At 62.4% G+C, this 22162-nt stretch carries 19 protein-coding genes; 13 read left to right on the forward strand and 6 right to left on the reverse strand.

The features are described from left to right. Nucleotides 1–209: 209 nt before the first annotated feature. The 6 genes from K5E37_RS26660 (at nucleotide 210) to K5E37_RS26685 (ending at nucleotide 6720) form a co-directional block, all read left to right on the forward strand. Entirely contained in the window at nucleotides 210–1595 is a 1386-nt protein-coding gene (locus K5E37_RS26660) for a UbiD family decarboxylase (protein ID WP_221535581.1), read from the forward strand. An 11-nt stretch (nucleotides 1596–1606) separates the two neighbouring features. Next, a complete protein-coding gene (locus K5E37_RS26665; RefSeq protein ID WP_221535599.1) occupies nucleotides 1607–2230 on the forward strand; it encodes a UbiX family flavin prenyltransferase in 624 nt (207 codons plus the stop codon). Nucleotides 2231–2296: 66 nt separating this feature from the next. Next, nucleotides 2297–3358, forward strand: coding sequence for a GTP-binding protein (locus K5E37_RS26670; RefSeq protein WP_221535582.1), 1062 nt, complete (start codon nucleotides 2297–2299; stop codon nucleotides 3356–3358). 245 nt (nucleotides 3359–3603) lie between these two features. Further along, nucleotides 3604–4959: a nucleobase:cation symporter-2 family protein gene (locus K5E37_RS26675; protein ID WP_007952866.1), complete on the forward strand. Its 1356-nt coding sequence runs from the start codon at nucleotides 3604–3606 to the stop codon at nucleotides 4957–4959. Nucleotides 4960–4971: 12 nt separating this feature from the next. Then, nucleotides 4972–6360, forward strand: a complete 1389-nt coding sequence (locus K5E37_RS26680) for an amidohydrolase family protein (RefSeq protein WP_221535583.1) — start codon at nucleotides 4972–4974, stop codon at nucleotides 6358–6360. A 150-nt stretch (nucleotides 6361–6510) separates the two neighbouring features. Continuing rightward, nucleotides 6511–6720 carry a hypothetical protein gene (locus K5E37_RS26685; RefSeq protein ID WP_221535584.1) on the forward strand — a complete coding sequence of 70 codons (210 nt, stop codon included), beginning with the start codon at nucleotides 6511–6513 and terminating at the stop codon, nucleotides 6718–6720. Nucleotides 6721–6725: 5 nt separating this feature from the next. On the opposite strand, the gene K5E37_RS26690 is transcribed toward K5E37_RS26685, so the two are convergent. From K5E37_RS26690 to K5E37_RS26700, 3 genes are all read right to left on the reverse strand, one after another. Beyond that, nucleotides 6726–7646 (reverse strand): DHH family phosphoesterase, encoded by a 921-nt coding sequence (locus tag K5E37_RS26690; protein WP_221535600.1) that lies wholly within the window; start codon nucleotides 7644–7646, stop codon nucleotides 6726–6728. 74 nt (nucleotides 7647–7720) lie between these two features. Next, entirely contained in the window at nucleotides 7721–9004 is a 1284-nt protein-coding gene (locus K5E37_RS26695) for a Zn-dependent hydrolase (RefSeq protein WP_221535585.1), read from the reverse strand. 129 nt (nucleotides 9005–9133) lie between these two features. Then, the gene (locus tag K5E37_RS26700; RefSeq protein WP_221535586.1) at nucleotides 9134–10618 is read right to left on the reverse strand and encodes an NCS1 family nucleobase:cation symporter-1; all 1485 of its coding nucleotides are present in this window, start codon (nucleotides 10616–10618) and stop codon (nucleotides 9134–9136) included. A gap of 621 nt (nucleotides 10619–11239) precedes the next feature. On the opposite strand from K5E37_RS26700, the gene hydA reads away from it, so the two are divergent. The 3 genes from hydA (at nucleotide 11240) to preA (ending at nucleotide 15501) form a co-directional block, all read left to right on the forward strand. Continuing rightward, entirely contained in the window at nucleotides 11240–12679 is a 1440-nt protein-coding gene (gene hydA, locus K5E37_RS26705; protein WP_085602728.1) for a dihydropyrimidinase, read from the forward strand. A 179-nt stretch (nucleotides 12680–12858) separates the two neighbouring features. Beyond that, nucleotides 12859–14226 carry an NAD(P)-dependent oxidoreductase gene (locus K5E37_RS26710; protein WP_221535587.1) on the forward strand — a complete coding sequence of 456 codons (1368 nt, stop codon included), beginning with the start codon at nucleotides 12859–12861 and terminating at the stop codon, nucleotides 14224–14226. Next, nucleotides 14227–15501 (forward strand): NAD-dependent dihydropyrimidine dehydrogenase subunit PreA, encoded by a 1275-nt coding sequence (gene preA, locus K5E37_RS26715; protein WP_085648339.1) that lies wholly within the window; start codon nucleotides 14227–14229, stop codon nucleotides 15499–15501. Nucleotides 15502–15625: 124 nt separating this feature from the next. Here preA and K5E37_RS26720 read toward each other — a convergent pair whose 3' ends face one another. Next, complete coding sequence (locus K5E37_RS26720; RefSeq protein WP_007952885.1) at nucleotides 15626–16246, reverse strand: TetR/AcrR family transcriptional regulator; 621 nt, start codon at nucleotides 16244–16246, stop codon at nucleotides 15626–15628. A 146-nt stretch (nucleotides 16247–16392) separates the two neighbouring features. Here K5E37_RS26720 and K5E37_RS26725 point away from each other — a divergent pair, with 146 nt between their 5' ends. From K5E37_RS26725 to copD, 3 genes are read left to right on the forward strand one after another with little or no spacing between them, the layout of a single operon-like run. Continuing rightward, entirely contained in the window at nucleotides 16393–16827 is a 435-nt protein-coding gene (locus tag K5E37_RS26725; protein WP_085602722.1) for a GNAT family N-acetyltransferase, read from the forward strand. A gap of 47 nt (nucleotides 16828–16874) precedes the next feature. Continuing rightward, nucleotides 16875–17237: a copper homeostasis periplasmic binding protein CopC gene (gene copC / locus K5E37_RS26730; RefSeq protein WP_108562568.1), complete on the forward strand. Its 363-nt coding sequence runs from the start codon at nucleotides 16875–16877 to the stop codon at nucleotides 17235–17237. 3 nt (nucleotides 17238–17240) lie between these two features. Then, the gene (gene copD / locus K5E37_RS26735; RefSeq protein ID WP_221535588.1) at nucleotides 17241–18098 is read left to right on the forward strand and encodes a copper homeostasis membrane protein CopD; all 858 of its coding nucleotides are present in this window, start codon (nucleotides 17241–17243) and stop codon (nucleotides 18096–18098) included. A gap of 2 nt (nucleotides 18099–18100) precedes the next feature. Here the strand turns inward: copD and K5E37_RS26740 are convergent, their stop codons facing one another. Next, nucleotides 18101–19243 (reverse strand): HlyD family secretion protein, encoded by a 1143-nt coding sequence (locus K5E37_RS26740; RefSeq protein ID WP_127798562.1) that lies wholly within the window; start codon nucleotides 19241–19243, stop codon nucleotides 18101–18103. Further along, a complete protein-coding gene (locus tag K5E37_RS26745) occupies nucleotides 19240–20895 on the reverse strand; it encodes an MFS transporter (RefSeq protein WP_221535589.1) in 1656 nt (551 codons plus the stop codon). The genes K5E37_RS26740 and K5E37_RS26745 overlap by 4 nt, the downstream gene beginning before the upstream one ends. 105 nt (nucleotides 20896–21000) lie before the next feature. Between K5E37_RS26745 and K5E37_RS26750 the strand changes: the two genes are divergently transcribed. Then, nucleotides 21001–22041 (forward strand): polysaccharide deacetylase family protein, encoded by a 1041-nt coding sequence (locus K5E37_RS26750; RefSeq protein WP_260404544.1) that lies wholly within the window; start codon nucleotides 21001–21003, stop codon nucleotides 22039–22041. The last annotated feature ends 121 nt before the right edge of the window (nucleotides 22042–22162 follow it).

Here is a 22162-nt window from a genome sequence, read left to right on the forward strand (position 1 = left end):
AGTCACCGTAATTGCTGAATGACACACCGCATTCGTCGGATCGCCGCCCGGAGCAAGCCCGCTCCCACAAGGGAACAGTGTCACGACAGGCCACACAGCGACTTTACAGGCGCGAAGATGACCCGGCGTTCGCTCGACCGGCAGGCCAACGGCTTGTCGATCGAACGCCAGCCTCACCCCTGCGCGCCTGCTTTTTACGAGGTGAAACCATGACCCGTTCGACGCTCGGCGACTCTCAGGATTTTCACGTATTCATCGACGCCTATCGCCGCCAGTACCCGGACGATGTGCTGACCATCACCCACCCTCTTTCCGCCGATCAGGACGTCACCGCCTTGGTCGATGCCCTCGCAACTCAAGGCCGCGATCCGCTGCTGATCTGCGAACACGTCGGCAACCTCGGCGTGCCGGTGGCGACCAATCTGTTCGCCTCCCGCCGGCGTATCGCCCGGCTGTTCGGCGTCAGTGCCGCGCAGTTGCACGAAACCTTCCAGACCCGCGCCAACCAGCCCATCCCGCCGCGCTACGTCGAAACCGGCCCGGTGCTCGACGAAGTCTTCGAAGGCGAAACCCTCGACCTGGCGCTACTGCCGATGCTCAAGCATTTCGACAGTGATCGCGGCCCCTACATCACCAACGCGATCATCATCGCCGAGGACCCGCAGACCGGCATCGCCAACATGAGCTATCACCGCTCGATGCGTCATGCCCGTCAGGCCCTGGCCACCAGCCTGCACTCACGCGGGCACCTGTGGCGGATGTTGCAGACCGCCCGCGAACGTGGCGAAGAATTGCGCGTGGCCATGGTGGTCGGCGCACACCCGCTGTTCATGCTCGCCGCCGCTGCACGCCTGCCCTACGGCAGCGATGAACGCGCGGTGGCCGGCGGGCTGTTCGGTGCGCCGCTGGAACTGGTGAAGACCCCGCGCTACGGCATCGGTGTTCCGGCTTACGCCGAGTTTGTGCTCGAAGGTGCGATAGACCCGACGGCCTATGCCGAAGAAGGTCCGTTCGGCGAGTTCAGCGGTTATTCCTCGGATCGCTCGACCAACAACGTGTTGCGCGTCGACACCCTGTTGCGGCGCAAGGACGCGTGGCTGGTGGACGTAATGGGCGGACGCTACGCCGAACACCTGACCCTGGCGCGGCTGCCCCGCGAGGCGGAAATGAGCGAGAAGCTCAAGGCACGCTTCCCCGCCGTAACCGCCGTGCATTATCCGAATTCCGGCACGCATTTTCATTGCTACGTGGCGCTGGATCAAAGCCGTGACGGCGAGGCCCGGCAGATCATGCTGGCCCTGCTCGGCTGGGATCCGTACCTGAAAACCGTGATCGCGGTGGACAGCGATATCGACCTCACCGACGACAGCCAGGTGCTGTGGGCGCTGGCCACGCATTTCCAGCCGCACCTCGACATTTTCACCATCGACGGTTTGCCCGGGAGCCCGCTGGACCCGTCGTCCTCGGTCAATGGCACCACATCGCGGATGGGGCTGGATGCCACGCGTGGCTCGGGGTTCGACGGGATCAAGGCGCAGCTCGATCAGGACGTGCTCGAACGCGCGCGGCAACTGCTTGAAGGTCTGCCATCGTGAACCGCCAGCGGATGGTGGTCGGCATCAGCGGTGCGTCCGGGTTTATCTACGGCGTGCGCCTGCTGGAGCTGCTGGCCGAGCTGGACATCGAAAGCCACCTGATCATCAGCCGCGCCGCGCTGCTGACCATGGCCCACGAAACCGACTACAAACTGGCCGACGTCACCGCCCTCGCCAGCCACTACCACCGCGCCGATGACGTGGCCGCCGGGATCGCCAGCGGTTCCTTCCGTTGCCTGGGCATGGTGGTCGCGCCGTGTTCGATGCGCACCCTGGCGGAGATCGCCACCGGCACGTCTTCGGGGCTGATCGGCCGCGCCGCCGACGTCACCCTCAAGGAGCGCCGCACCCTGGTGCTGATGGCCCGCGAGACGCCGCTGACCCTCGCCCACCTGCGCAACATGACTGCCGTCACCGAGATGGGCGGCATCATCGCCCCGCCGGTGCCGGCCTTCTACGCCCGCCCCGACAGCCTGGCGCAAATGGTCGACCACAGCCTCGGCCGCGTCCTCGACCTGTTCGGCCTCGATGCCGGCGTCGCCCGCCGATGGCGAGAACCATCAATCACACAAATCACCTGTGGGAGCGGGCTTGCTCGCGAAGGCGGTGTGTCAGTCAGTGCTGAAATCGACTGACCCGCCGCCTTCGCGAGCAAGCCCGCTCCCACAAAAAGCAAATCCGCGTACATCAAGGAGCTGCATATGAACACCCCCTTCAACGCCCCGACCCCGAACACCAAAATCCCGGTCACCATCCTCACCGGGTTCCTCGGTGCCGGCAAAACCACCCTGCTCAATTACATCCTCAAGGAGAACCACGGTCGCAAGATCGCGGTGATCGAAAACGAGTTCGGCGAAGTCGGCATCGACGGCGATCTGGTGCTCAGTTCCGAGACCGAAGAAATCTACGAAATGGTCAACGGCTGCGTCTGCTGCACCGCCGAAGTCCGCGAAGATCTGGTGCGCATCGTCCGCGAACTGGTGGCGCGTCCGGTGCGACTCGACCACATCCTGATCGAGACCAGCGGCCTCGCCGACCCGTACCCGGTGGCCCAGAGCTTTTTCATCAACGACCCGATTGCCGAGGAAGTCGAACTCGACGCCATCGTGACCATGGTCGATGCCAAGCACATCGCCCAGCACCTGGAAGATCTGCAACTGGATGGCGTCGACAATCAGGCGGTGGATCAGATCGTCTGCGCCGACCGCATCGTCATCAACAAGGTCGATCTGGTCAGCGCTGAAGAGGTGGAAACCCTGCGCGGCAAGATCCGTGGATTGAACGCCACGGCGGATCTGGTGACCTCGACCCACGCACAGATCGACCTGTCGAAGATCCTCGGCATCGGCGCCTTCGAATGCACGCAGAAGCTGATGGAAATCGGCGCGGATCAGCACGATCACGATCACCACGACCATGACCATGACCATGACCATCACGCTGAAGAGCCCGATCACGAGCACGACCCGAGCGTGTCTTCGGTGGGCATCGCCGTGGACGGTGCCGTCAACCTGATGGCGTTCCACCGCTGGATCAGCGAACTGCGCAGCGCCCAGGCCGACAACCTGTACCGCATGAAAGGCGTGCTGGCGGTGGCCAACGAAGACCAGCGCTACGTGCTGCAAGGCGTGCACAGCCTGGTGGAGTTCCGCGCCTCGACCGCGTGGGGCAGCGAGCCGCGCTCGAGCAAGATCGTGTTCATCGGCCGCGACCTGGATCGGGCGGCGCTGAACCAGGGCTTCGCCGCCTGCCTGGCCGGCTGAAACCCGGCATCGGAGCCGGTGGATGGCGGCTTCGCAGCACGAATGACCGATGCCGGATTTCTTGAACAACACAAAACCTGTGGGAGCGGGCTTGCTCGCGAATGCGGTGGGTCATTGAACAGTGATGTCGACTGACACACCGCTTTCGCGAGCAAGCCCGCTCCCACAAGGATTGCGGTGTTTTGAAGACAGCATCAGACGAATACCCCGCTGTACCGAATAACAACAGCTAGAGGTGATTCCCCATGTCGTCAGCCAGTTCCTCCTCCACCGTCCACCCTGTCGACCGCGTATTGCCGGTGCGACAGATGCTCACCCTCGGCCTGCAGCACATGGCCGTCTCGTACATCGGCGCCATCGCCGTGCCGTTGATTGTGGCCAGTGCCCTGAAGATGTCCCACGCCGACACGGTGGTGCTGATCAGCACCACGCTGTTCTGCTCCGGCATCGCCACCCTGTTGCAGACCGTCGGTTTCTGGAAGTTCGGCGTGCGCCTGCCGATTCTGCAAGGCGTGGCGTTCAGCAGCGTCGGGCCGGTGATCGCCATCGGCAGCAACCCGGAGGTGGGATTCGCCGGGGTCTGCGGGGCGGTGATCGGCGCGGGGATTTTCACCATGCTCATCGCGCCGTTCGTGGGCCGCTTGCGACGGTTTTTCCCGCCGGTGGTGACTGGCTGCATCGTCACGGTGATCGGCTTGCAGTTATTCCCGATTGCCTATGAGTGGGTCGGCGGCGGGCGCAACGCGAGCAATTTCGGCGCGCCGGCGTTTCTCGCCGTGGCCGTGGTGGTGTTGCTGACCATCCTGCTGGTCAACCGTTATGGCAGCCCGTTGCTGCGCAACATGGCGGTGCTGGTGGGGATGCTGGTGGGCGCCGGTCTGGCTTACGGCCTGGGCATGGGCAACTTTCACAGCGTCGAGGACGCGCCGTGGCTGACCGTGCCCTACCCGTTCTACTTCGGCCTGCCGACTTTCAGCCTGATCCCCATCGCCACCATGGTCGTGGTGATGATCGTGCAGATGGTCGAGTCCATGGGGCTGTTCGTGGCCATCGGCGACATCGTCGATAAACCAGTGGAAGACAAGCAGGTGATCAACGGCCTGCGCGCCAATGGCCTGGCCAGCACCATCGCCGGGATGTTCGCCGCGTTTCCGTTCATTGCCTTCATGGAAAACGTCGGGCTGGTGATCCTGACCGGCGTGCGCAGCCGCTGGGTGGTGGCGATCAGCGGTCTGCTGATGTGCTCGATCGCGCTGGTGCCGAAAGCCGGGGCGATCATCGCCTCGATGCCGACCGCCGCGCTGGGCGGTGCCGGCATCGCGATGTTTGGCGTGGTCGCGGCGGCGGGCATCCAGACCCTGGCCAAGGTCGACTACGAACGCAATCGCTACAACGTGCTGATCGTCGGTTTCACCATCGCCGCCGCCCTGGTGCCGGTGCTCGCCCCGACCCTGTTCAAACAACTGCCCGAGTGGTCACAGCCGTTCCTGCACAGCAGCGTGGTCATCGCCTGCCTGGTGTCGGTGCTGCTCAACGCGGCGCTCAACGGCGTCAGCGTGCCAGAAACCACACCCGGCAAATCCGCCTCGCACATCCTCTGACTGGAGCTGCCCATGACTCAACTTCAAAACATCCTGATCAAGAATCCGGTGGCGGTGATGACCGGCCTGCGCGGGCCCCGTGCCCGGGCCGGTGCCGTGGACATCCGCGTGGTCAACGGCCGCATCGCGGAAATGGCCGCCAACCTTGAGCCGCAACCCGGTGAACGAGTGATCGACGCGCGAAATTCGGTGGTCTATCCGGGCTGGATCAACACCCACCACCACCTGTTTCAGAACCTGCTCAAAGCCGTGCCCGAAGGCTTGAATCAGGACCTGCAAGGCTGGCTGGCCAGCGTGCCCTACCCGCGCCTGAACCGCTTCACTTCGCAACTGGCGCGGATCGCCGCGCGGCTAGGGATGGTCGAGCTGCTGCTGTCCGGCGTCACCACCTGCGCCGATCACCACTACCTCTACCACGCCCACGGCAGCACCGAGACCGGCGACTTGCTGTTCGACCTCGCCGAGGAATTCGGCCTGCGTTTCGTGCTCTGCCGTGGCGGTGCACTGGAGTCCGCCAGCGCACACCCGGGCTTCTCGAAAACCGCGCTGCAACCGGAATCCCTGGAACAAATGGTCGGCGATATCGAACGGCTGAAATCGCGCTACCACCAGGACACCCCGGACGCGCTGCGCCGGGTGGTCGTGGCGCCAACCACGCCGACCTTCTCGCTGCCGCCAACGCTGCTGCGCGAACTGGCGCTCACCGCCCGTGGCATGGGATTGCGCCTGCATACGCACCTGTCTGAAACCGAGAACTACGTGAACTTCTGCCGCGACAAGTACAACTGCCTGCCGGTGGAGTTCGTCGCCGAACACGAATGGCTCGGCCCCGACGTGTGGTTCGCCCACGCCGTGCACCTGCAACCGGGAGAAATCCGCATGCTCGCCCAGACCGGCACCGGCGTCTCCCATTGCCCGGTGAGCAACGCCCGGCTGGGCAGCGGTGTCGCGCCGATCCCGCAAATGTATGAGGCCGGCGTGCCGATCTCCCTCGGCGTCGACGGTGTGGCCTCCAACGAATCCGGAAGCATGGTCGGCGAAGCCAACACCGCGTGGCTGATCCACCGCGCCGAACAAGGCGCCTCGGCCACCACCGCCGAAGACGTCATTCACTGGGGCACAGCCGGCGGCGCGCAAGTGCTCGGCCTCGGCGCGGTCGGTACGCTGGAAGTGGGTCAGGCAGCGGATCTGGTGATCTACAGCCTCGACCACCCAAGGTTCTATGGCTTCCACGACAGCGCCGTCGCACCGGTCGTCGCGGGTGAGCCGATTGCGGTGAAATACAGCCTGGTGGGTGGGCGGATCGTCGTCGACAACGGCGTGATTCCGGGGCTGGATATCGAGCGGATGCGGGCCGAGGCCTGGGAGGGTGTGCAGGCGATGATGAAGGCCGACGATTGATGCATGACCGGTGGGAGCGACGGTGCGACGATTCGCCTCGTCAGCTCCCACCGGCGGCATTAGCGCCCCGCGCTTTTGTCGACTAACGTTAGTACCTCATCGGATTGAGCCCCTGCCGGTTACACCGGGCTCTTGATCAAGGAGAGACTGATGACATCCAACCGCCTCATCGAACAGACCTATCGCACTTGGTCCAGCCCCATCCTGCTGGAGCTGAAAAAGCGCGAGCACGAGATGGCGCCGGCCGAACGCCAGGCGCTCGAGAATGTGCTGGTGGAAAGACGATTGCTGGACGTTGGCAACCCGAAAGGCGTTGAACGGCGTAGGAGTGCGGCGAGTAAAACCGACAATCCCGGGTAATCACTTCACCCGCCTGAGTTTGCGTTCAGCCCCAGACTCAGTAGCTCCTTGCGCAAGATCGAGGGCTTTAGAGCCGCTAATCCAGCCTGCCATTCCACCGGCAGCAAACGACTCAACTTCTGCTGGCTGACCACGGGTTCGGCCAGCAAACAGCTTTTGCGTTGGCTGATGCAGATGAGGTTCAGCAGCCAGTCATCGCCCTGCCCGGCCATCCAGTCGTTGATCGTCGAGCGATGCCTTTCGAGCAAGGCATCGGCGTCCCAGACCGTCATTTGAGCGGAGACTTGCGGCAGGAGGCTGTCGGGTTTCATCCGTTTCAAGTCTGCGGCCAATGCGGAGCAGATGTCTGATTCGATGGTTGCCTGACATTCGAGGAAGTATTGCTCAGGCCAGTCCGCCATGAGTTTCCCGTGGGGCGCGAGCTCTGCGTAGGCGTCGATGTCCGCCGCCGTGGTCATCTGCCCGGTGAAGTTCAGCGTGTTATCCAGAATCGCCGTAGCCAGCAGCGCGGCGCTTTGTTCGCTGATCCTCGACAGCCATCCTGAGGCTTTCCAGCGCTGGAAAACCTGCGTCGCCGCCGCGCCAATCGGGCGGATATCGGCGGCAGCTCCGAGTATCTGCGCCCAATGGTTTTCGAAGCCCGGATGATGGTCGATGACTTCCACCACCCGATCAAGCGCGACCATTGGGTCAAAATGGTGGTAGTCGGAGACGTCGACCAGCACAAACTCGTCGCTGGATGTCGGGCGGTAATCGTCCAGAACAGCACCCCAGCCGAGCACGGTTTTCGAAACGCTGGCATTGGGTTTTGCGCTGCTGACGGCACGGGTGGGAATGCCTTGCAGGTTGAGCAGTTCTGCGTAGGCGATGCAGCAGGCGTAGGCGTCGATGTCCAGATACGCGGAGCCTGAGGTGATGACTTTGATGGGCGACATTGCGCGTCCTGACTTCCATTTCAGGGGCGGCAACGTCGCACATTTTCATGAACGATTAATGAACGTCAGGCTGCCCGTTGCCCCCCGGCCACCGCCGCCGAAGCCGCCAGCATCGCCCGCAACAACACCGCACAGCCGGCCGCCAGATCGTCCGGGGCGGCGTTTTCGATTTCGTTGTGGCTGATGCCGCCTTCGCACGGTACGAAGATCATCCCGGCCGGACCCAGTTCGGCGAGGAAAATCGCGTCGTGGCCGGCGCCGCTGACGATGTCCATGTGCGACAGGCCCAGACCTTTGGCCGCACCACGCACCGCTTCGACGCAGCCCTTTTCGAAATACAGCGGCGGGAAGTCGGCGGTCGGGGTCAGTTCATAGGTCAGGCCGTGCTCTTCGCAGGTCGCTTCGATGACTTGCTTGACCTCGGCGATCATCGAGTCGAGGCGTGCCGGCTCCAGGTGGCGGAAGTCGAGGGTCATGCGCACCTCCCCCGGAATAACGTTGCGCGAGCCGGGATAGGCTTGTAGGCAACCGACCGTGCCGCAGGCGTGAGGTTGATGGCCGAGGGCGGCGCGATTGACTGCACCAACGATGACCGAGGCGCCGACCAGCGCGTCCTTGCGCAGGTGCATCGGGGTCGGGCCGGCGTGGGCTTCGACGCCGCGCAGTTTCAGGTCGAACCACTTCTGCCCCAGTGCGCCGAGCACTACGCCGATGGTTTTCTGTTCGTCCTCCAGGATCGGGCCTTGCTCGATATGTGCTTCGAAATAGGCGCCGACCTTATGCCCGCTGACCTTGCGCGGTCCGGCGTAACCGATGGCGTTCAGTGCTTCACCGACCGTAACGCCCTCGGCATCGACCTTGGCCAGGGTTTCTTCGAGGGTGAATTTTTCCGCGAACACGCCGGAGCCCATCATGCACGGGGCGAAGCGCGAGCCTTCTTCGTTGGTCCAGACCACCACTTCCAGCGGGGCCTCGGTTTCCACGCCGAGGTCATTGAGGGTGCGCAACACTTCGACGCCGGCCAGCACGCCGAAGCAGCCGTCGAACTTGCCGCCGGTGGGCTGGGTGTCGATGTGGCTGCCGGTCATCACCGGTGGCAGGTTCGGGTTGCGGCCGGGACGACGGGCGAAGATGTTGCCGACTTCATCGACCGTGACGCTGCAACCGGCGTCCTTGCACCACTGCACGAACAGGTCGCGGGCCTGGCGGTCGAGGTCGGTCAGGGCCAGGCGACAGACCCCGCCCTTGACCGTGGCGCCGAGTTTGGCCAGCTCCATGAGCGACGCCCACAAGCGGTCGCGGTTGATGTGCTGATGGGTCGATTGCAGAACGTCTACGGCTGCGTTCATGGGGATCTCCTCAGGCAGTTAGTTCCCGCGCTCTGCGTGGGAATTCATCCATGGACGCTCTGCGTCCGCTATGGGGACGCGGAGCGTCCCGGGCTGCATTCCCACGCAGAGCGTGGGAACGATCATCTGCTACACCGGTGATTTCACTACCGAAGGCTGCGCACGCATCGCGCACAAACCGTAATAGATCAACCCGCCCAGCGCCGAGCCGGTGAACCAGCCGTAGCTGTAGAACCAGCTGAACGCGCTGCTGCCCAGCGACAGCAGGGTCAGCACCACCGGCACGCCGAAGGCGATGAAGCCGGACCAGTTCCACGCCGGGTACACGTCGTCGCGGTACAGGCCGGCCAGGTCCAGTTGCTGTTTCTTGATCAGGAAATAGTCCACCACCATGATCCCGGCGATCGGCCCGAGCAGGCTGGAATAGCCCAGCAGCCAGTTCGAATACACGGTTTCCAGGCTGACATCGGAGACGATCAACCCAAGCTTTTTCAGCAGCTCATGGCCCATCAGCGCCAGACCAACGAACCCGGTGAGGATCACCGCTTTGGTGCGGTTGATCACCTTGGGCGCGATGTTCTGGAAGTCGTTGGTTGGCGAAACGATATTGGCGGCGGTGTTGGTCGACAGCGTCGCGATGATGATCAGTGCCATGGCTACCGCGACCCATACCGGGCTCTGGATATGGCCGATCAGAGTCACCGGATCGGAGACGCTGACGCCCACCAGTTTCACCGAGGCGGCGGTCATCACCACGCCCAGTGCGGCGAACAGGAACATGGTCAGCGGCAGGCCGAAAATCTGCCCGAGGATCTGATCCTTCTGGCTGCGGGCATACCGGCTGAAGTCGGGAATGTTCAGTGACAGGGTGGCCCAGAAACCGACCATCGCCGTCAGCCCGGCGGCGAAGTAACTGACCACACTCGCACCTTCGGGACGTTTCGGCGGAATCGCCAGCAACTCAGTCATCGACACATTCGGCATGGCCCACACCAGCAACCCGATGCCGACCGCCACCAGCAGCGGCGCCGACAGGGTTTCCAGCCATTTGATCGACTCGGCGCCACGGATCACCACCCACAGGTTCAGCGCCCAAAAGATCATGAAACCGATCACCTCCCCCGTCCCGCCGAGGGATTTCCAGCCCTCGAACACCGAGCCGAGAAACAGGTGAATCGCCAGCCCGCCGAACATGGTCTGGATGCCGAACCAGCCGCACGCCACCAGCGCGCGGATCAGACACGGCACGTTGGAGCCGAGAATCCCGAACGACGAACGCAGCAGCACCGGAAACGGAATCCCGTATTTGGTGCCGGGAAACGCGTTGAGCGTAAGAGGGATCAGGACGATGACGTTGGCAAACAGAATCGCCAGCAAGGCCTCGCCGACGCTCAGGCCGAAATACGCGGTGAGGACGCCGCCGAGGGTGTAGGTCGGCACGCAGATCGACATGCCGACCCACAGCGCGGTGATGTGCCATTTGTTCCAGGTTCGTTCGCGCACCTTGGTCGGTGCCATGTCGTGGTTGTAACGGGGACTGTCGAGGACGTCGCTGCCGGCTTCGAGTTCGAACAAGCCGTCGCGCTCGGTCACTTGCGATCTGTTCTGTTGCATGGCCGCTCCACTGTTCTTCTGATTATTTTTTTGCTCATCAGACGGCTGCACACGCAGGTGCGAGCCGGACGATGGCCGGAGGAACTGACAACTTTCATGCACCGGCCATGGTGTCAGCGGCGGCATCAATAAACGTGCCGTGTACCCCGCTTTCGCATCGGGCCGTGCTTTCTATTTCCTGCAACTTACTGATGTTTATCAGTTTTAATTATTCACCTGGTGAGGCCGCGAAAACTTGACTGAACACTCAGGCTAAATGCCAGGCAAGTTGTCCGAACTGTCAGGACTCAATCTGGTGCACTGCATTATTTTTCTTCAGGACGCATCACCCGCAGCACAACTTCAAGCGGCTGATTTCACATAGGAAATCTTGCTCATATTTCCAACCTGTCAAGTGCGTCAAAATGGTGAAGTGCCTCACCATTTTGGTGATTTTGTATTTTTATCGTTATTTTTCAATGCTTTAAAATAGTCATAAGCTTATAAAAAATAATCTTGATCAATTGCAGAACTGCGACTAGCGTCTATTCCTGACAGCGCTGACAAGATTACGCATTTGGCGCTGCAAACAATAAAACACTAGAACCGGCACAAGTCGGTCATGCCTGCGAGGAACTCGGAATGTCTCTGTTGATCCGTGGCGCCACCGTTGTTACCCATGATGAAAGTTACCGCGCCGATGTCTATTGCGCTGACGGCGTGATCAAAGCCATTGGTGAAAACCTGGATGTTCCCGCCGGCGCCGAAGTGCTCGATGGCAGCGGCCAATACCTGATGCCCGGCGGCATCGATCCGCACACCCACATGCAACTCCCGTTCATGGGCACGGTGGCCAGCGAAGACTTCTACAGCGGCACCGCCGCAGGCCTGGCCGGCGGCACCACCTCGATCATCGATTTCGTGATTCCTAATCCGCAGCAGTCGCTGCTCGAAGCGTTTCATCAGTGGCGTGGCTGGGCGGAGAAGTCCGCCTCCGACTACGGTTTCCACGTCGCGATCACCTGGTGGAGCGAGCAGGTGCGCGAGGAAATGGCCGAGCTGGTCAGCCATCACGGGATCAACAGCTTCAAGCATTTCATGGCCTACAAGAACGCGATCATGGCCGCCGACGACACGCTGGTGGCGAGCTTCGAGCGTTGCCTGGAACTCGGCGCGGTGCCGACCGTGCACGCGGAAAATGGCGAGCTGGTCTATCACCTGCAACGCAAGTTGATGGCCCAGGGCATCACCGGGCCGGAAGCACATCCGCTGTCGCGGCCCTCGCAGGTCGAAGGCGAAGCCGCGAGCCGGGCGATCCGCATCGCTGAAACCATCGGCACGCCGCTGTACCTGGTGCACGTCTCGACCAAGGAAGCCCTCGACGAAATCACCTATGCCCGCAGCAAGGGTCAACCGGTCTACGGCGAAGTGCTGGCCGGGCATCTGCTGCTGGACGACAGTGTCTATCAGCACCCGGACTGGCAGACCGCCGCCGGTTACGTGATGAGCCCGCCGTTCCGTCCGCGCGGGCACCAAGACGCGCTGTGGCATGGCTTGCAAAGCGGCAATCTGCACACCACCGCCACCGACCATTGCTGCTTCTGTGCCGAGCAGAAAGCCGCCGGCCGCGACGACTTCAGCAAGATCCCCAACGGCACCGCCGGCATCGAAGACCGCATGGCGGTGTTGTGGGATGAAGGGGTGAACTCGGGGCGGTTGTCGATGCAGGACTTCGTCGCCCTCACCTCCACCAACACCGCAAAAATCTTCAACCTCTATCCGCGCAAGGGCGCGATCCGCGTCGGCGCCGATGCCGACCTGGTGCTGTGGGACCCGCAAGGCACCCGCACCATCTCCGCCAAAACCCACCATCAGCAGGTGGACTTCAACATCTTCGAAGGCAAGACCGTGACCGGCGTGCCGAGCCATACCGTCAGCCAGGGCCGGGTGGTCTGGGCCGATGGAGACCTGCGCGCCGAGCGTGGCGCGGGCCGCTATATCGAACGGCCGGCGTATCCGGCGGTGTTTGATTTGCTGAGCAAACGGGCTGAGATGCACAGGCCTGTGGCCGTCAAGCGCTGATCCCCGATCGTTCCCACGCTCTGCGTGGGAATGCAGCCCGTGACGCTCCGCGTCACTGGACGCGGAGCGTCCCTTGAGGCATTCCCACGCGGACGGTTCGACGCCTCGACGTGGGAACGATCAAAAAACCACTGCCCGACAGAGGCAGAAAACCTCAAATAACCGTGAGGCAAAAAACCGTGATCGAGACCCTGAACCATCTCCCGCACCCGCACGAAAGTGCGGCCGCCCTCGCCGGCCATTTCACCGATCTGGCGCCGCCGCTCAACGACCGTCAGGCGCATCTGGAAGCCTCGCGCTGCCTGTATTGCTACGACGCGCCGTGCGTGAATGCGTGCCCGAGCGAGATCGACATTCCGTCGTTCATCCGCAATATCCATCAGGACAACGTGCCCGGTGCGGCGCAGAAAATCCTTTCGGCGAATATCCTCGGCGGCAGTTGCGCCCGGGTCTGTCCCACCGAGATCCTCTGCCAGCAAGCCTGCGTGCGCAACAACGCCCACGAATGCGCGCCGGTGCTGATCGGCCTGCTGCAACGCTACGCCGTGGACAACGCGCACTTCACCGAGCACCCGTTCCAGCGCGCCGCCGCCACCGGCAAACGCATCGCGGTGGTCGGGGCCGGCCCGGCGGGTCTGTCCTGTGCCCATCGCAGTGCGATGCACGGACATGACGTGGTGATTTTCGAAGCGCGGGAGAAGGCTGGCGGGCTCAACGAATACGGAATCGCCAAGTACAAACTGGTCGACGACTACGCACAGAAGGAACTGGATTTCCTCCTGCAAATCGGCGGCATCGAAATCCGTCACGGGCAGAAACTCGGCGACAACCTGACCTTGAGCGAACTGCACCAACAATTCGACGCGGTGTTCCTCGGTCTAGGCCTGAACGCCAGCAAGCAACTCGGCCTGGCCCACGAAGACGCGCCCGGCCTGCTCGCCGCCACCGACTACATCCGCGAACTGCGCCAGGCCGATGACCTGTCGCAACTGCCGCTGGCCGAACGTTGCATCGTCCTCGGCGCCGGCAACACCGCTATCGACATGGCCGTGCAAATGGCCCGCCTCGGTGCTCGCGACGTCAATCTGGTCTATCGCCGTGGCGCGGCGGACATGGGCGCAACCGGCCATGAACAAGACATCGCCAAAGCCAATCAGGTGCGGCTGCTGACCTGGGCGCAACCGGAGGAAGTGCTGCTCGACGCTCAAGGCAAAGTGCGCGGCATGCGCTTCGCCCGCACGCATCTGGTGGACGGTCGCCTACAAGCCACTGGCGAGACTTTCGAACTGGCCGCCGATGCGATCTTCAAAGCCATCGGCCAGGCCTTCGACGGCAGTGCCCTTGCCGACCCGCTGGCCCGCGAACTCAAGCGTCAGGGCGCACGCATCCAGGTCGATGAAAACCTGCGCACCAGCATCCCCGGCGTGTATGCCGGCGGTGACTGCACCAGCCTCGATCAGGACCTGACCGTGCAAGCGGTGCAACACGGCAAGCGCGCCGCCGAGGCGATCAATGCTCAACTGATGCTCAACGTGGAGGCTGCGTAAATGGCCGATCTCTCGATTGTCTTCGCCGGTATCAAAGCCCCCAATCCGTTCTGGCTGGCCTCCGCGCCGCCGACCGACAAGGCCTACAACGTGGTGCGCGCCTTCGAGGCCGGTTGGGGCGGCGTGGTCTGGAAAACCCTGGGTGAAGACCCGGCGGCAGTCAACGTGTCGTCGCGCTACTCGGCGCATTACGGCAACAACCGCGAAGTGCTGGGCATCAACAACATCGAACTGATCACCGACCGATCGCTGGAAATCAACCTGCGGGAAATCACTCAGGTGAAGAAGGATTGGCCGGATCGCGCGCTGATCGTGTCGCTGATGGTCCCGTGCGTCGAGGAGTCGTGGAAACACATCCTGCCACTGGTGGAAGCCACCGGCGCCGACGGCATCGAGCTGAATTTCGGTTGCCCCCACGGCATGCCCGAGCGCGGCATGGGCGCGGCGGTCGGTCAGGTGCCGGAGTACGTCGAGCAGGTCACACGCTGGTGCAAGACCTATTGCTCGCTGCCGGTGATCGTCAAACTGACGCCGAACATCACCGACATCCGCGTCGCCGCGCGTGCGGCCCATCGCGGCGGCGCAGATGCGGTGTCGCTGATCAACACCATCAACTCGATCACCAGCGTCGACCTCGAACACATGGTCGCCCTGCCCACCGTCGGCAGCAAAAGCACCCACGGCGGCTATTGCGGCTCGGCGGTCAAGCCGATCGCGCTGAACATGGTTGCGGAAATCGCTCGTGACCCGCAGACCCAGGGCCTGCCGATCTGCGGCATCGGCGGTATTGGCAGCTGGCGTGATGCAGCGGAGTTCATTGCCTTGGGCAGCGGCGCGGTGCAGGTGTGCACGGCGGCGATGCTGCATGGTTTCCGGATTGTCGATGAGATGAAGGATGGCTTGTCGCGGTGGATGGACAGTCAGGGTTACGCCAGCATCGCTGAGTTTTCCGGGCGCGCGGTGGGCAATACGACCGATTGGAAGTACCTGGACATCAACTATCAGGTGATCGCAAAGATCGACCAGGAGGCATGCATCGGTTGCGGGCGTTGCCACATTGCCTGCGAAGACACGTCACACCAGGCGATCAGCAGCCTGAAACAGGCCGATGGCACGCATAAATATGAAGTGATCGATGACGAGTGTGTAGGGTGCAATCTGTGTCAGATCACCTGTCCGGTGGCGGATTGCATCGAGATGGTGCCGATGGAAACGGGCAAGCCGTTTCTGGACTGGAATCATGATCCGAGGAATCCGTATCACGTCAGCCCTTGAATGATCGTTCCCACGTCGAGGCGTCGAACCGTCCGCGTGGGAATGCAGCCCGGGACGCTCTGCGTCCCACTGGAACGCGGAGCGTCCCTTGAGGCATTCCCACGCGGAGCGTGGGAACGATCAGTTACGGTTCCAAGCCTATCCCCCGCAAAATCACACTCGTCACCGTCTGCACCGCCCGCTCGAACTGCATGTCCGACAACGGCTGGTGCTCATTCAAAATATTCACCTGATGATCGAAGTCGGCATAGTGCTGCGTCGACGCCCAGATCATATACAGCAGGCTCGACGGCTCCACCGGCAGAATCCGCTTGTCCTCCACCCACTGCCGGATCTTCGCCTCTTTCATCTTCGCCCAGTCGTACAGGCTCACATCCAGCGCCTCGCCGAGGGTCGGGGCGCCGTGGATGATTTCGTTGGCCCAGACTTTCGAGCCATACGGCCGGCTGCGCGAGTGGTTCATCTTGGCGCGGATGTAGCTGCTGAGCACCACGCGCGGATCGTCGAACATCTCGAAGCACAGCGCGTCCTGCTTCCACACTTCCAGCAGGTCGAACAGCACTGCGCTGTACAGTTCGCTCTTGGTCGAAAAGTAGTAATGCAGGTTGGATCGCGGCAGCTGCACTTCAGCCGCGATGTCCGCCATGGCGGTGCCGCCGAAACCTTTTTCGGCGAAGACTTTTTCCGCCGCCAGCAGGATCTTGTCGACGTTGGTGCGGCGGATTTCGATCTTGTGATTGCCCATGAGGGCTCCCTGAAGACAACGTTGTTGAAGACTAGCATCCGCTCTGGGCAAGGGGCGACAGCCGAGAACGATTCTTCACACACTTGGGCTTTTTTCTGGTTTAGGATCGCCCTCCTTCTCCCCGTCAGACACTGAAGGATCTGTCCATGACCATTCGAAAGCGCATCGCTGCGGATGATCCGCAGCTCGCCGCACTGTGGGAGCGCTCGGTCCGCGCGACTCACGATTTCCTCCCGGAAGACGACATCCACCGGCTGTTCCCGCTGGTGCGTGACACCTACCTGCCCGCGCTGGACGTGCAGGTTTTCGAGAACCCCGATCACTCCCCGGCAGGCTTCATCGCCACCGACGACGACACCGTGCAGATGCTGTTCATCGACCCGGCGTTTCGTGGCCAGGGCATCGGCCGACGCTTGCTCGACCACGTCCGCCGCCCGTTGCTGAAGGTCGACGTCAACGAACAGAACCCGCAGGCCCACGGCTTCTATCGGCACTACGGATTCGAGGACATCGGCCGCTCGGCACTCGACGGCGAAGGCCGGCCCTTCCCGGTCATTCACATGCGCCTGAAAGCCCTGTGATCCACGTTCTATACTCAGCCCGCCATTTCACTGAAAGGAATCTTTCCATGTCGATGAAAAAACTGTTCACCGCTGGCGCGCTGCTGGCTTCGCTGGTCGTCACTTCCCAGGCGTTCGCCCACGCCCATCTGAAAAGCCAGACCCCGGCTGCCGACAGCACCGTTGCCGCGCCGGCGGATTTGCGCCTGGTGTTTTCCGAAGGCGTCGAAGCCAGCTTCACCAAAGTCACCGTGACCCATGACGGCAAGCCGGTGGCGGTCAAACCGTTGACCACCGAAGGCGACAAGAAAACCCTGATCGTTACCCCCGAAGCACCGCTGACCGCTGGCGAGTACAAGGTCGAATGGCACGCGGTGTCGGTCGATACGCACAAAAGTGAAGGCGCCTATCAGTTCAAGGTTGGCCAGTAATTCATGAGTGAAGCGCTGGTGCTGTGCCGGTTCCTGCATTTCATCGTGGTGTTGATGCTGTTCGGGGCCTGGCTGTTCCGGCCCCTGCTACTCAAGGGTGAAGCGCCGGCGCTGGATCGGCACCTCGCGCGACTGGCTCGCTGGCTGGCGGCGATTGCCCTGGCCAGCGGCGTCATTTGGGCGTTGCTAATTACCGCAAGCATGGCCGGTTCGGCGGCTGCCGCGTTTGATCCGGCCACCGTCGAGCTGGTTCTCGGTCATACGTTTTTCGGTCAGGTCTGGCGCTGGCATCTGTTGATCAATGCGCTGTTGCTGGCGTTGCTGTTTACGCCGTGGCGTTCGAACCGGCCATTGCGGCTGGGCCTGAGTGCGCTGCTGCTGATGACGCTGGCGCCGGTCGGTCACGGCGCGATGCTCGACGGTTTCAGCGGGCAGATGCTGATCCTCAATCAGGTCATTCACCTGACTTGCGTCGCTGCCTGGCTTGGCGGGCTGCTGATGCTGGTGATGATCCTGCGCCAACCCCACCAGGCCGTGCGCGAAATCCTGCGGCGATTCAGCGGTCTCGGCTACGGGCTGGTCGCCGGCCTGCTGATCACCGGGTTGATCAACGTGCGTGTGCTCACCGGCCAATGGTGGCCGACGCCGTTGTTCTCGGGGTTCGCCCTGATCCTGTTGATCAAGGCGCTGCTGGTGTTCGGCATGCTTGCACTGGCGCTGTTCAATCGCCTGCGGATCAACGATTGCGAACAACGGCTCGACACCCTCAAGCGCAGCGTCATGCTCGAATGGCTGCTGGGGACCGGCGCCGTGGCGGCGGTTTCCGTGCTCGGCACCCTGCCGCCGATGATCGCCGCCTGAGGTCAGTGTTTCTGGGTGTCGCCCGCCGCCGTATCAATGCTGACCACCACCGACATCCCCGGCCGCAAACGCTCGCTCTCCTGCTGATCCGGATCGATGGTGATGCGCACCGGTACCCGCTGGGCGATTTTCACGAAGTTGCCGGTGGCGTTGTCGGCCTGCAACAACGCGAATTCGGAACCGGTGCCCGGCGAGATGTGCTGCACGTGGCCGGTGAATTTGCGGTGGTTCAAGCCATCGACGGTGAAGCTCGCCGGTTGCCCGACGCGCACATTGTCCATCTGGGTTTCCTTGAGGTTGGCGATCACCCATTTCTGGTTCGGCACCAGCGCCATCAACTGCGCCCCGGAGTTGACGTAGGCGCCGAGGCGCACGCCGATCTGCCCGAGCTGACCGTCACGCGGGGCGATGATCCGGGTGTTGGACAAGTCGATCCGCGCCAGCTGCACCGCCGCCTCGGCACTCGCTACCGCCGCTTCCAGCGAACCGCGATTGACGATCACCGTTTGCAGATCTTGCCGGGCGATTTCCAGATTGGCCTTGGCCTGCGCCACCGCCGCGATGCTCTGTGCATTGGCAGCCAAAGCCACATCCATCTCGCGCTTGGACACGGAGCCGTCGTTGACCAGCGCCTTGTTGCGTCGCAAGTCGGCCTCGCTTTTGCGTAACTGCGCTTCGCTGTCCGCTACCACCGCCTGCCGCAGCTTGATCGTGGCTTCGGCGCTGTTGCGCTGCTGCACCACGTTGGCCAGCGAGGCCTTTTGCACCGCCAGTTGTGCCAACGACTGGTCGAGACGTTGCTGATAGATGCGGTCATCGAGACGCACCAGCAAATCCCCCTCTTTCACAAACTGGAAATCCTGCACCGGCACTTCAAACACATAGCCACTAAGCTGCGGGCCGATGATCGTCACCTGCCCGCGCACCAGGGCGTTTTCTGTGGTCTCGACCGCGCTGCTGAACGGCGGCAACTGCCAGGCGTACAACACGATCAGCACGCCGACGATGGCAATCGCGGCAAAGCCCAGCGACGAGATGATCCGCACCCGCAACGAGCGCGGCTCGGTGTTCGGTGATGACGGCGGCGCCACGCCTTCAGGGGTGGCGGCGATGGCATTGGTGGTCGTGGTAGTTGGTTCGGTCATGAAGAAGTGGCACCGCTGGAAGGTACGGAAGGTGTCGGGGCGACGGCTTTGGTGGTGCTGATCAGCCACAGCGCACGGATGGAAATCCAGATCATGGTCAGGATCGCGATCACTGCGATCAGCATGAACACATCGTTATAGGCCAGTACGTTGGCTTCGCGGGTCGCGGCGTTCGCCAGGCTGCGAATGCCTTGCAGGTTGCGCAGGCTCGGGTCGGCAATCAGCGAGCCGACCGCCGAACCGCCGCTCTGAACTCGCGCGGCGACGCGGGGATCGGACATCACCAGTTGCTCGACGATGTGGCTGGAATGAAACTTCTCGCGCACGATCTGGAACGTCCCCAGCAACGCCGCGCCGATCAGGCCGCCGAGGTTGTTGCAGATCCCGAACAACACCGAAAAACTCACGAGGTTGCGCGGGTTGGTCAGCACGTTGCGCGTGCCCAGCACCATGGTCGGGCCGAGGAAAAAGGTACTGCCGAACGCCAGCAGGAACTGGCTGAAATACAGGTTGCCGGGGCGGGTCAGGTTGTTCGATGAGCTGTCCATGATCGAGCCGGTGGCCATCAACGCCAGCGAAATGATCAGCGGCATCAGCAGGTGTTTCGGGTCGATGGTCAGCGCACTGGTCAGCAGCCCGGCGACGCTTCCGATCAGCATCACCACATACAGGCTATGAAGCTGCTGGCTGCTCATGTTCAGGTTTTGCATGAAGCCGACGGCGCCGGTGGATTGCTCCGAGGTCACCATGCGAATCAGGATCACCGCCAGCGCCAGACGGATCATCACCCCGCTACCGAGCCAGCGGGTCATCAGCATCGGGTTGCTGCGGTTATGTTCGATGGCCAGCCCCGCGAGAATCAGGACAATCGACGCGGCCAGGGCGATGCCGATCCAGTCGGCCTCCAGCCACCAGTCGATCCGGCCCAGGGACAACACGGCGCACAGCAGTGCCACGCCACTGGCAAGGATCGCAAAGGTGAGAAAGTCGAGCGGTTCGAAGGTCTTGAACCGGTCACCCGGCGGCAACTTGAGCATCAAGACGCAGCCCAGTGAAAGCAGTGCCATGCCCAATTCGAACAGGTACAGGCCGCGCCATTCGGCGATCTGCAGCAGGTCTTCGGAAAACAGCCGCGCCAGCGGCAAGGCCAGTTGCGAGGTGCCGAGCCCCAGCACCAATGCCTTCATCCGCCATTTGGCCGGGAACGCCTGCACCATGTAATACAGGCCCAGCGAACTCAACGCCGCGCCGACCATGCCGTGGGCCGCACGCACGGCGATCGCCGAATTCAGGTCATTGACGAACAGATGGCCGAAGGTCACCAGCGCATACAGCACCAGAAACACCTCGGTGAACGCGCGCAAGCCGAACTGCTGGCGAAACTTCACCAGCAGCAGGTTCATCGATACGTTGGTCATCACGTACGCTGCCGGCAGCCAGGCCATCTCCGCCGTGGTCGCCCCGAGCGCGCCTTGCAGATAAGGCAGGTTGGCGACCACCAGCGCATTACCCAGTCCACCGGTCACCGCCACCAGCAAGCCCACCAGCGCATAAGCCAGGCGCTTGGGGTTGGAGTGCAACGGTGTCGAAGGGGAACCGGGCAGACTGGGCTTCTCGTGCGGCTGCCAGTTGCGCGGGGCGTATTGGTTCATTGATCGGCCTTGTACGGTGATGGCTTGAGTGTGCCGCAAAACGGTAGCCAAACCCATATCCCTGTGGCTGGCTGCTCACACGGGTTTGGGGTGGATTCGTAAAATTTGTTTAAAAGTCATCTCGCCCGCAGCGGATTTTTCCCGGGCCTGGCGAATGCCAACCTTGCAGCACTTCTCAACCTGCAAGGTGCCCGATATGACCACTCCCCGTTGGCAACGCTCCCCGCGTCTGCTGAAAACCTGCTGGCCGCCGCACTGTTGCTGCCGGCCCTCGCCTTTGCCCAGGAACGCCCGTGGCCGGATGGCTCGCAACTGGTGATTTCGGTGTCGATGCAATTCGAAACCGGCGGCCAGCCCGAAGGCGCTGAAAGCCCATTCTCTGGTACACCGCTGCCAAAAGGTTATCCGGACCTGCCGGCGCAGACCTGGTTCGATTACGGCTACAAGGAAGGCCTGTGGCGCATGCTCGATCTGTGGGATCGCACTGGCATCAAAGTCACCTCCCACGTGGTCGGCGAAGCGGCGCTCAAGCACCCGGAACTGGCCAAGGCGATTGCCGAGCGCGGCCATGAACTGGCGGCCCACGGCATGCGCTGGGCCGATTCGTACAACATGAATTACGCCCAGGAAAAGCAGTTCATAGGCGACGGCGTCGCAGCGGTGGAGAAAATCACCGGCCAGCGCTCGGTCGGCTACAACGCCAACTGGCTGCGGCGCAGTCCCAATACGTTGAAGGTGCTGCAGGATCTGAATTTCACCTACCACATCGACGACGTCAGCCGCGATGAGCCGTTCGTGACCATGGTTCGCGGGCGAAAATTCGCCGTGGTGCCGTACACCCTGCGCAACAACGACATCGTGCTGGTCGAGGGCCGACACTTCTCCGCGGAGCAGTTCTACCAGCAACTGGTGCTGGAATTCGATCGCCTCTACGCCGAAGGCGCGAGCAAGCGGCGGATGATGTCGGTGAGTCTGCACGACCGCATCGGCGGCACCCCGGCGATGGTCGAGGCCATGGAGCGTTTTATCCGTTACGCGCAATCGCATCCGAAGGTGACATTCATGCGCAAGGACAAGATTGCCCAGATCGTCCTGACCGAGAAAAACCCGCTGATCGACAACACCGAGGCGCTCTATAACCGGTAAAACCGCCGAAAGCAGCCCTCTTCATAGCATCTGAAAGGGCTGCCAGCTCACGAAATGTGATCGCAAAACTGGCTGTTGACTTTTGCGGAAAACATCGCAACTATCCGCAACCATGTTGTAC

It is taken from the genome of Pseudomonas sp. RIT778 (genome assembly GCF_019718735.1).
GTDB classification, from domain to species: domain Bacteria; phylum Pseudomonadota; class Gammaproteobacteria; order Pseudomonadales; family Pseudomonadaceae; genus Aquipseudomonas; species Aquipseudomonas aphyarum.

Excerpts from the sequence above, each read along its gene's own strand:
- K5E37_RS26745 (WP_221535589.1), bottom strand. The coding sequence starts at position 20,895 with ATGAACCAATACGCCCCGCGCAACTGGCAGCCGCACGAGAAGCCCAGT.
- copD (WP_221535588.1), top strand. The coding sequence starts at position 17,241 with ATGAGTGAAGCGCTGGTGCTGTGCCGGTTCCTGCATTTCATCGTGGTG.
- K5E37_RS26695 (WP_221535585.1), bottom strand. The coding sequence starts at position 9,004 with ATGAACGCAGCCGTAGACGTTCTGCAATCGACCCATCAGCACATCAAC.
- preA (WP_085648339.1), top strand. The coding sequence starts at position 14,227 with ATGGCCGATCTCTCGATTGTCTTCGCCGGTATCAAAGCCCCCAATCCG.
- K5E37_RS26665 (WP_221535599.1), top strand. The coding sequence starts at position 1,607 with ATGGTGGTCGGCATCAGCGGTGCGTCCGGGTTTATCTACGGCGTGCGC.
- K5E37_RS26725 (WP_085602722.1), top strand. The coding sequence starts at position 16,393 with ATGACCATTCGAAAGCGCATCGCTGCGGATGATCCGCAGCTCGCCGCA.
- K5E37_RS26675 (WP_007952866.1), top strand. The coding sequence starts at position 3,604 with ATGTCGTCAGCCAGTTCCTCCTCCACCGTCCACCCTGTCGACCGCGTA.
- K5E37_RS26670 (WP_221535582.1), top strand. The coding sequence starts at position 2,297 with ATGAACACCCCCTTCAACGCCCCGACCCCGAACACCAAAATCCCGGTC.
- K5E37_RS26720 (WP_007952885.1), bottom strand. The coding sequence starts at position 16,246 with ATGGGCAATCACAAGATCGAAATCCGCCGCACCAACGTCGACAAGATC.
- K5E37_RS26700 (WP_221535586.1), bottom strand. The coding sequence starts at position 10,618 with ATGCAACAGAACAGATCGCAAGTGACCGAGCGCGACGGCTTGTTCGAA.
- K5E37_RS26660 (WP_221535581.1), top strand. The coding sequence starts at position 210 with ATGACCCGTTCGACGCTCGGCGACTCTCAGGATTTTCACGTATTCATC.
- K5E37_RS26740 (WP_127798562.1), bottom strand. The coding sequence starts at position 19,243 with ATGACCGAACCAACTACCACGACCACCAATGCCATCGCCGCCACCCCT.
- hydA (WP_085602728.1), top strand. The coding sequence starts at position 11,240 with ATGTCTCTGTTGATCCGTGGCGCCACCGTTGTTACCCATGATGAAAGT.
- K5E37_RS26680 (WP_221535583.1), top strand. The coding sequence starts at position 4,972 with ATGACTCAACTTCAAAACATCCTGATCAAGAATCCGGTGGCGGTGATG.
- copC (WP_108562568.1), top strand. The coding sequence starts at position 16,875 with ATGTCGATGAAAAAACTGTTCACCGCTGGCGCGCTGCTGGCTTCGCTG.
- K5E37_RS26685 (WP_221535584.1), top strand. The coding sequence starts at position 6,511 with ATGACATCCAACCGCCTCATCGAACAGACCTATCGCACTTGGTCCAGC.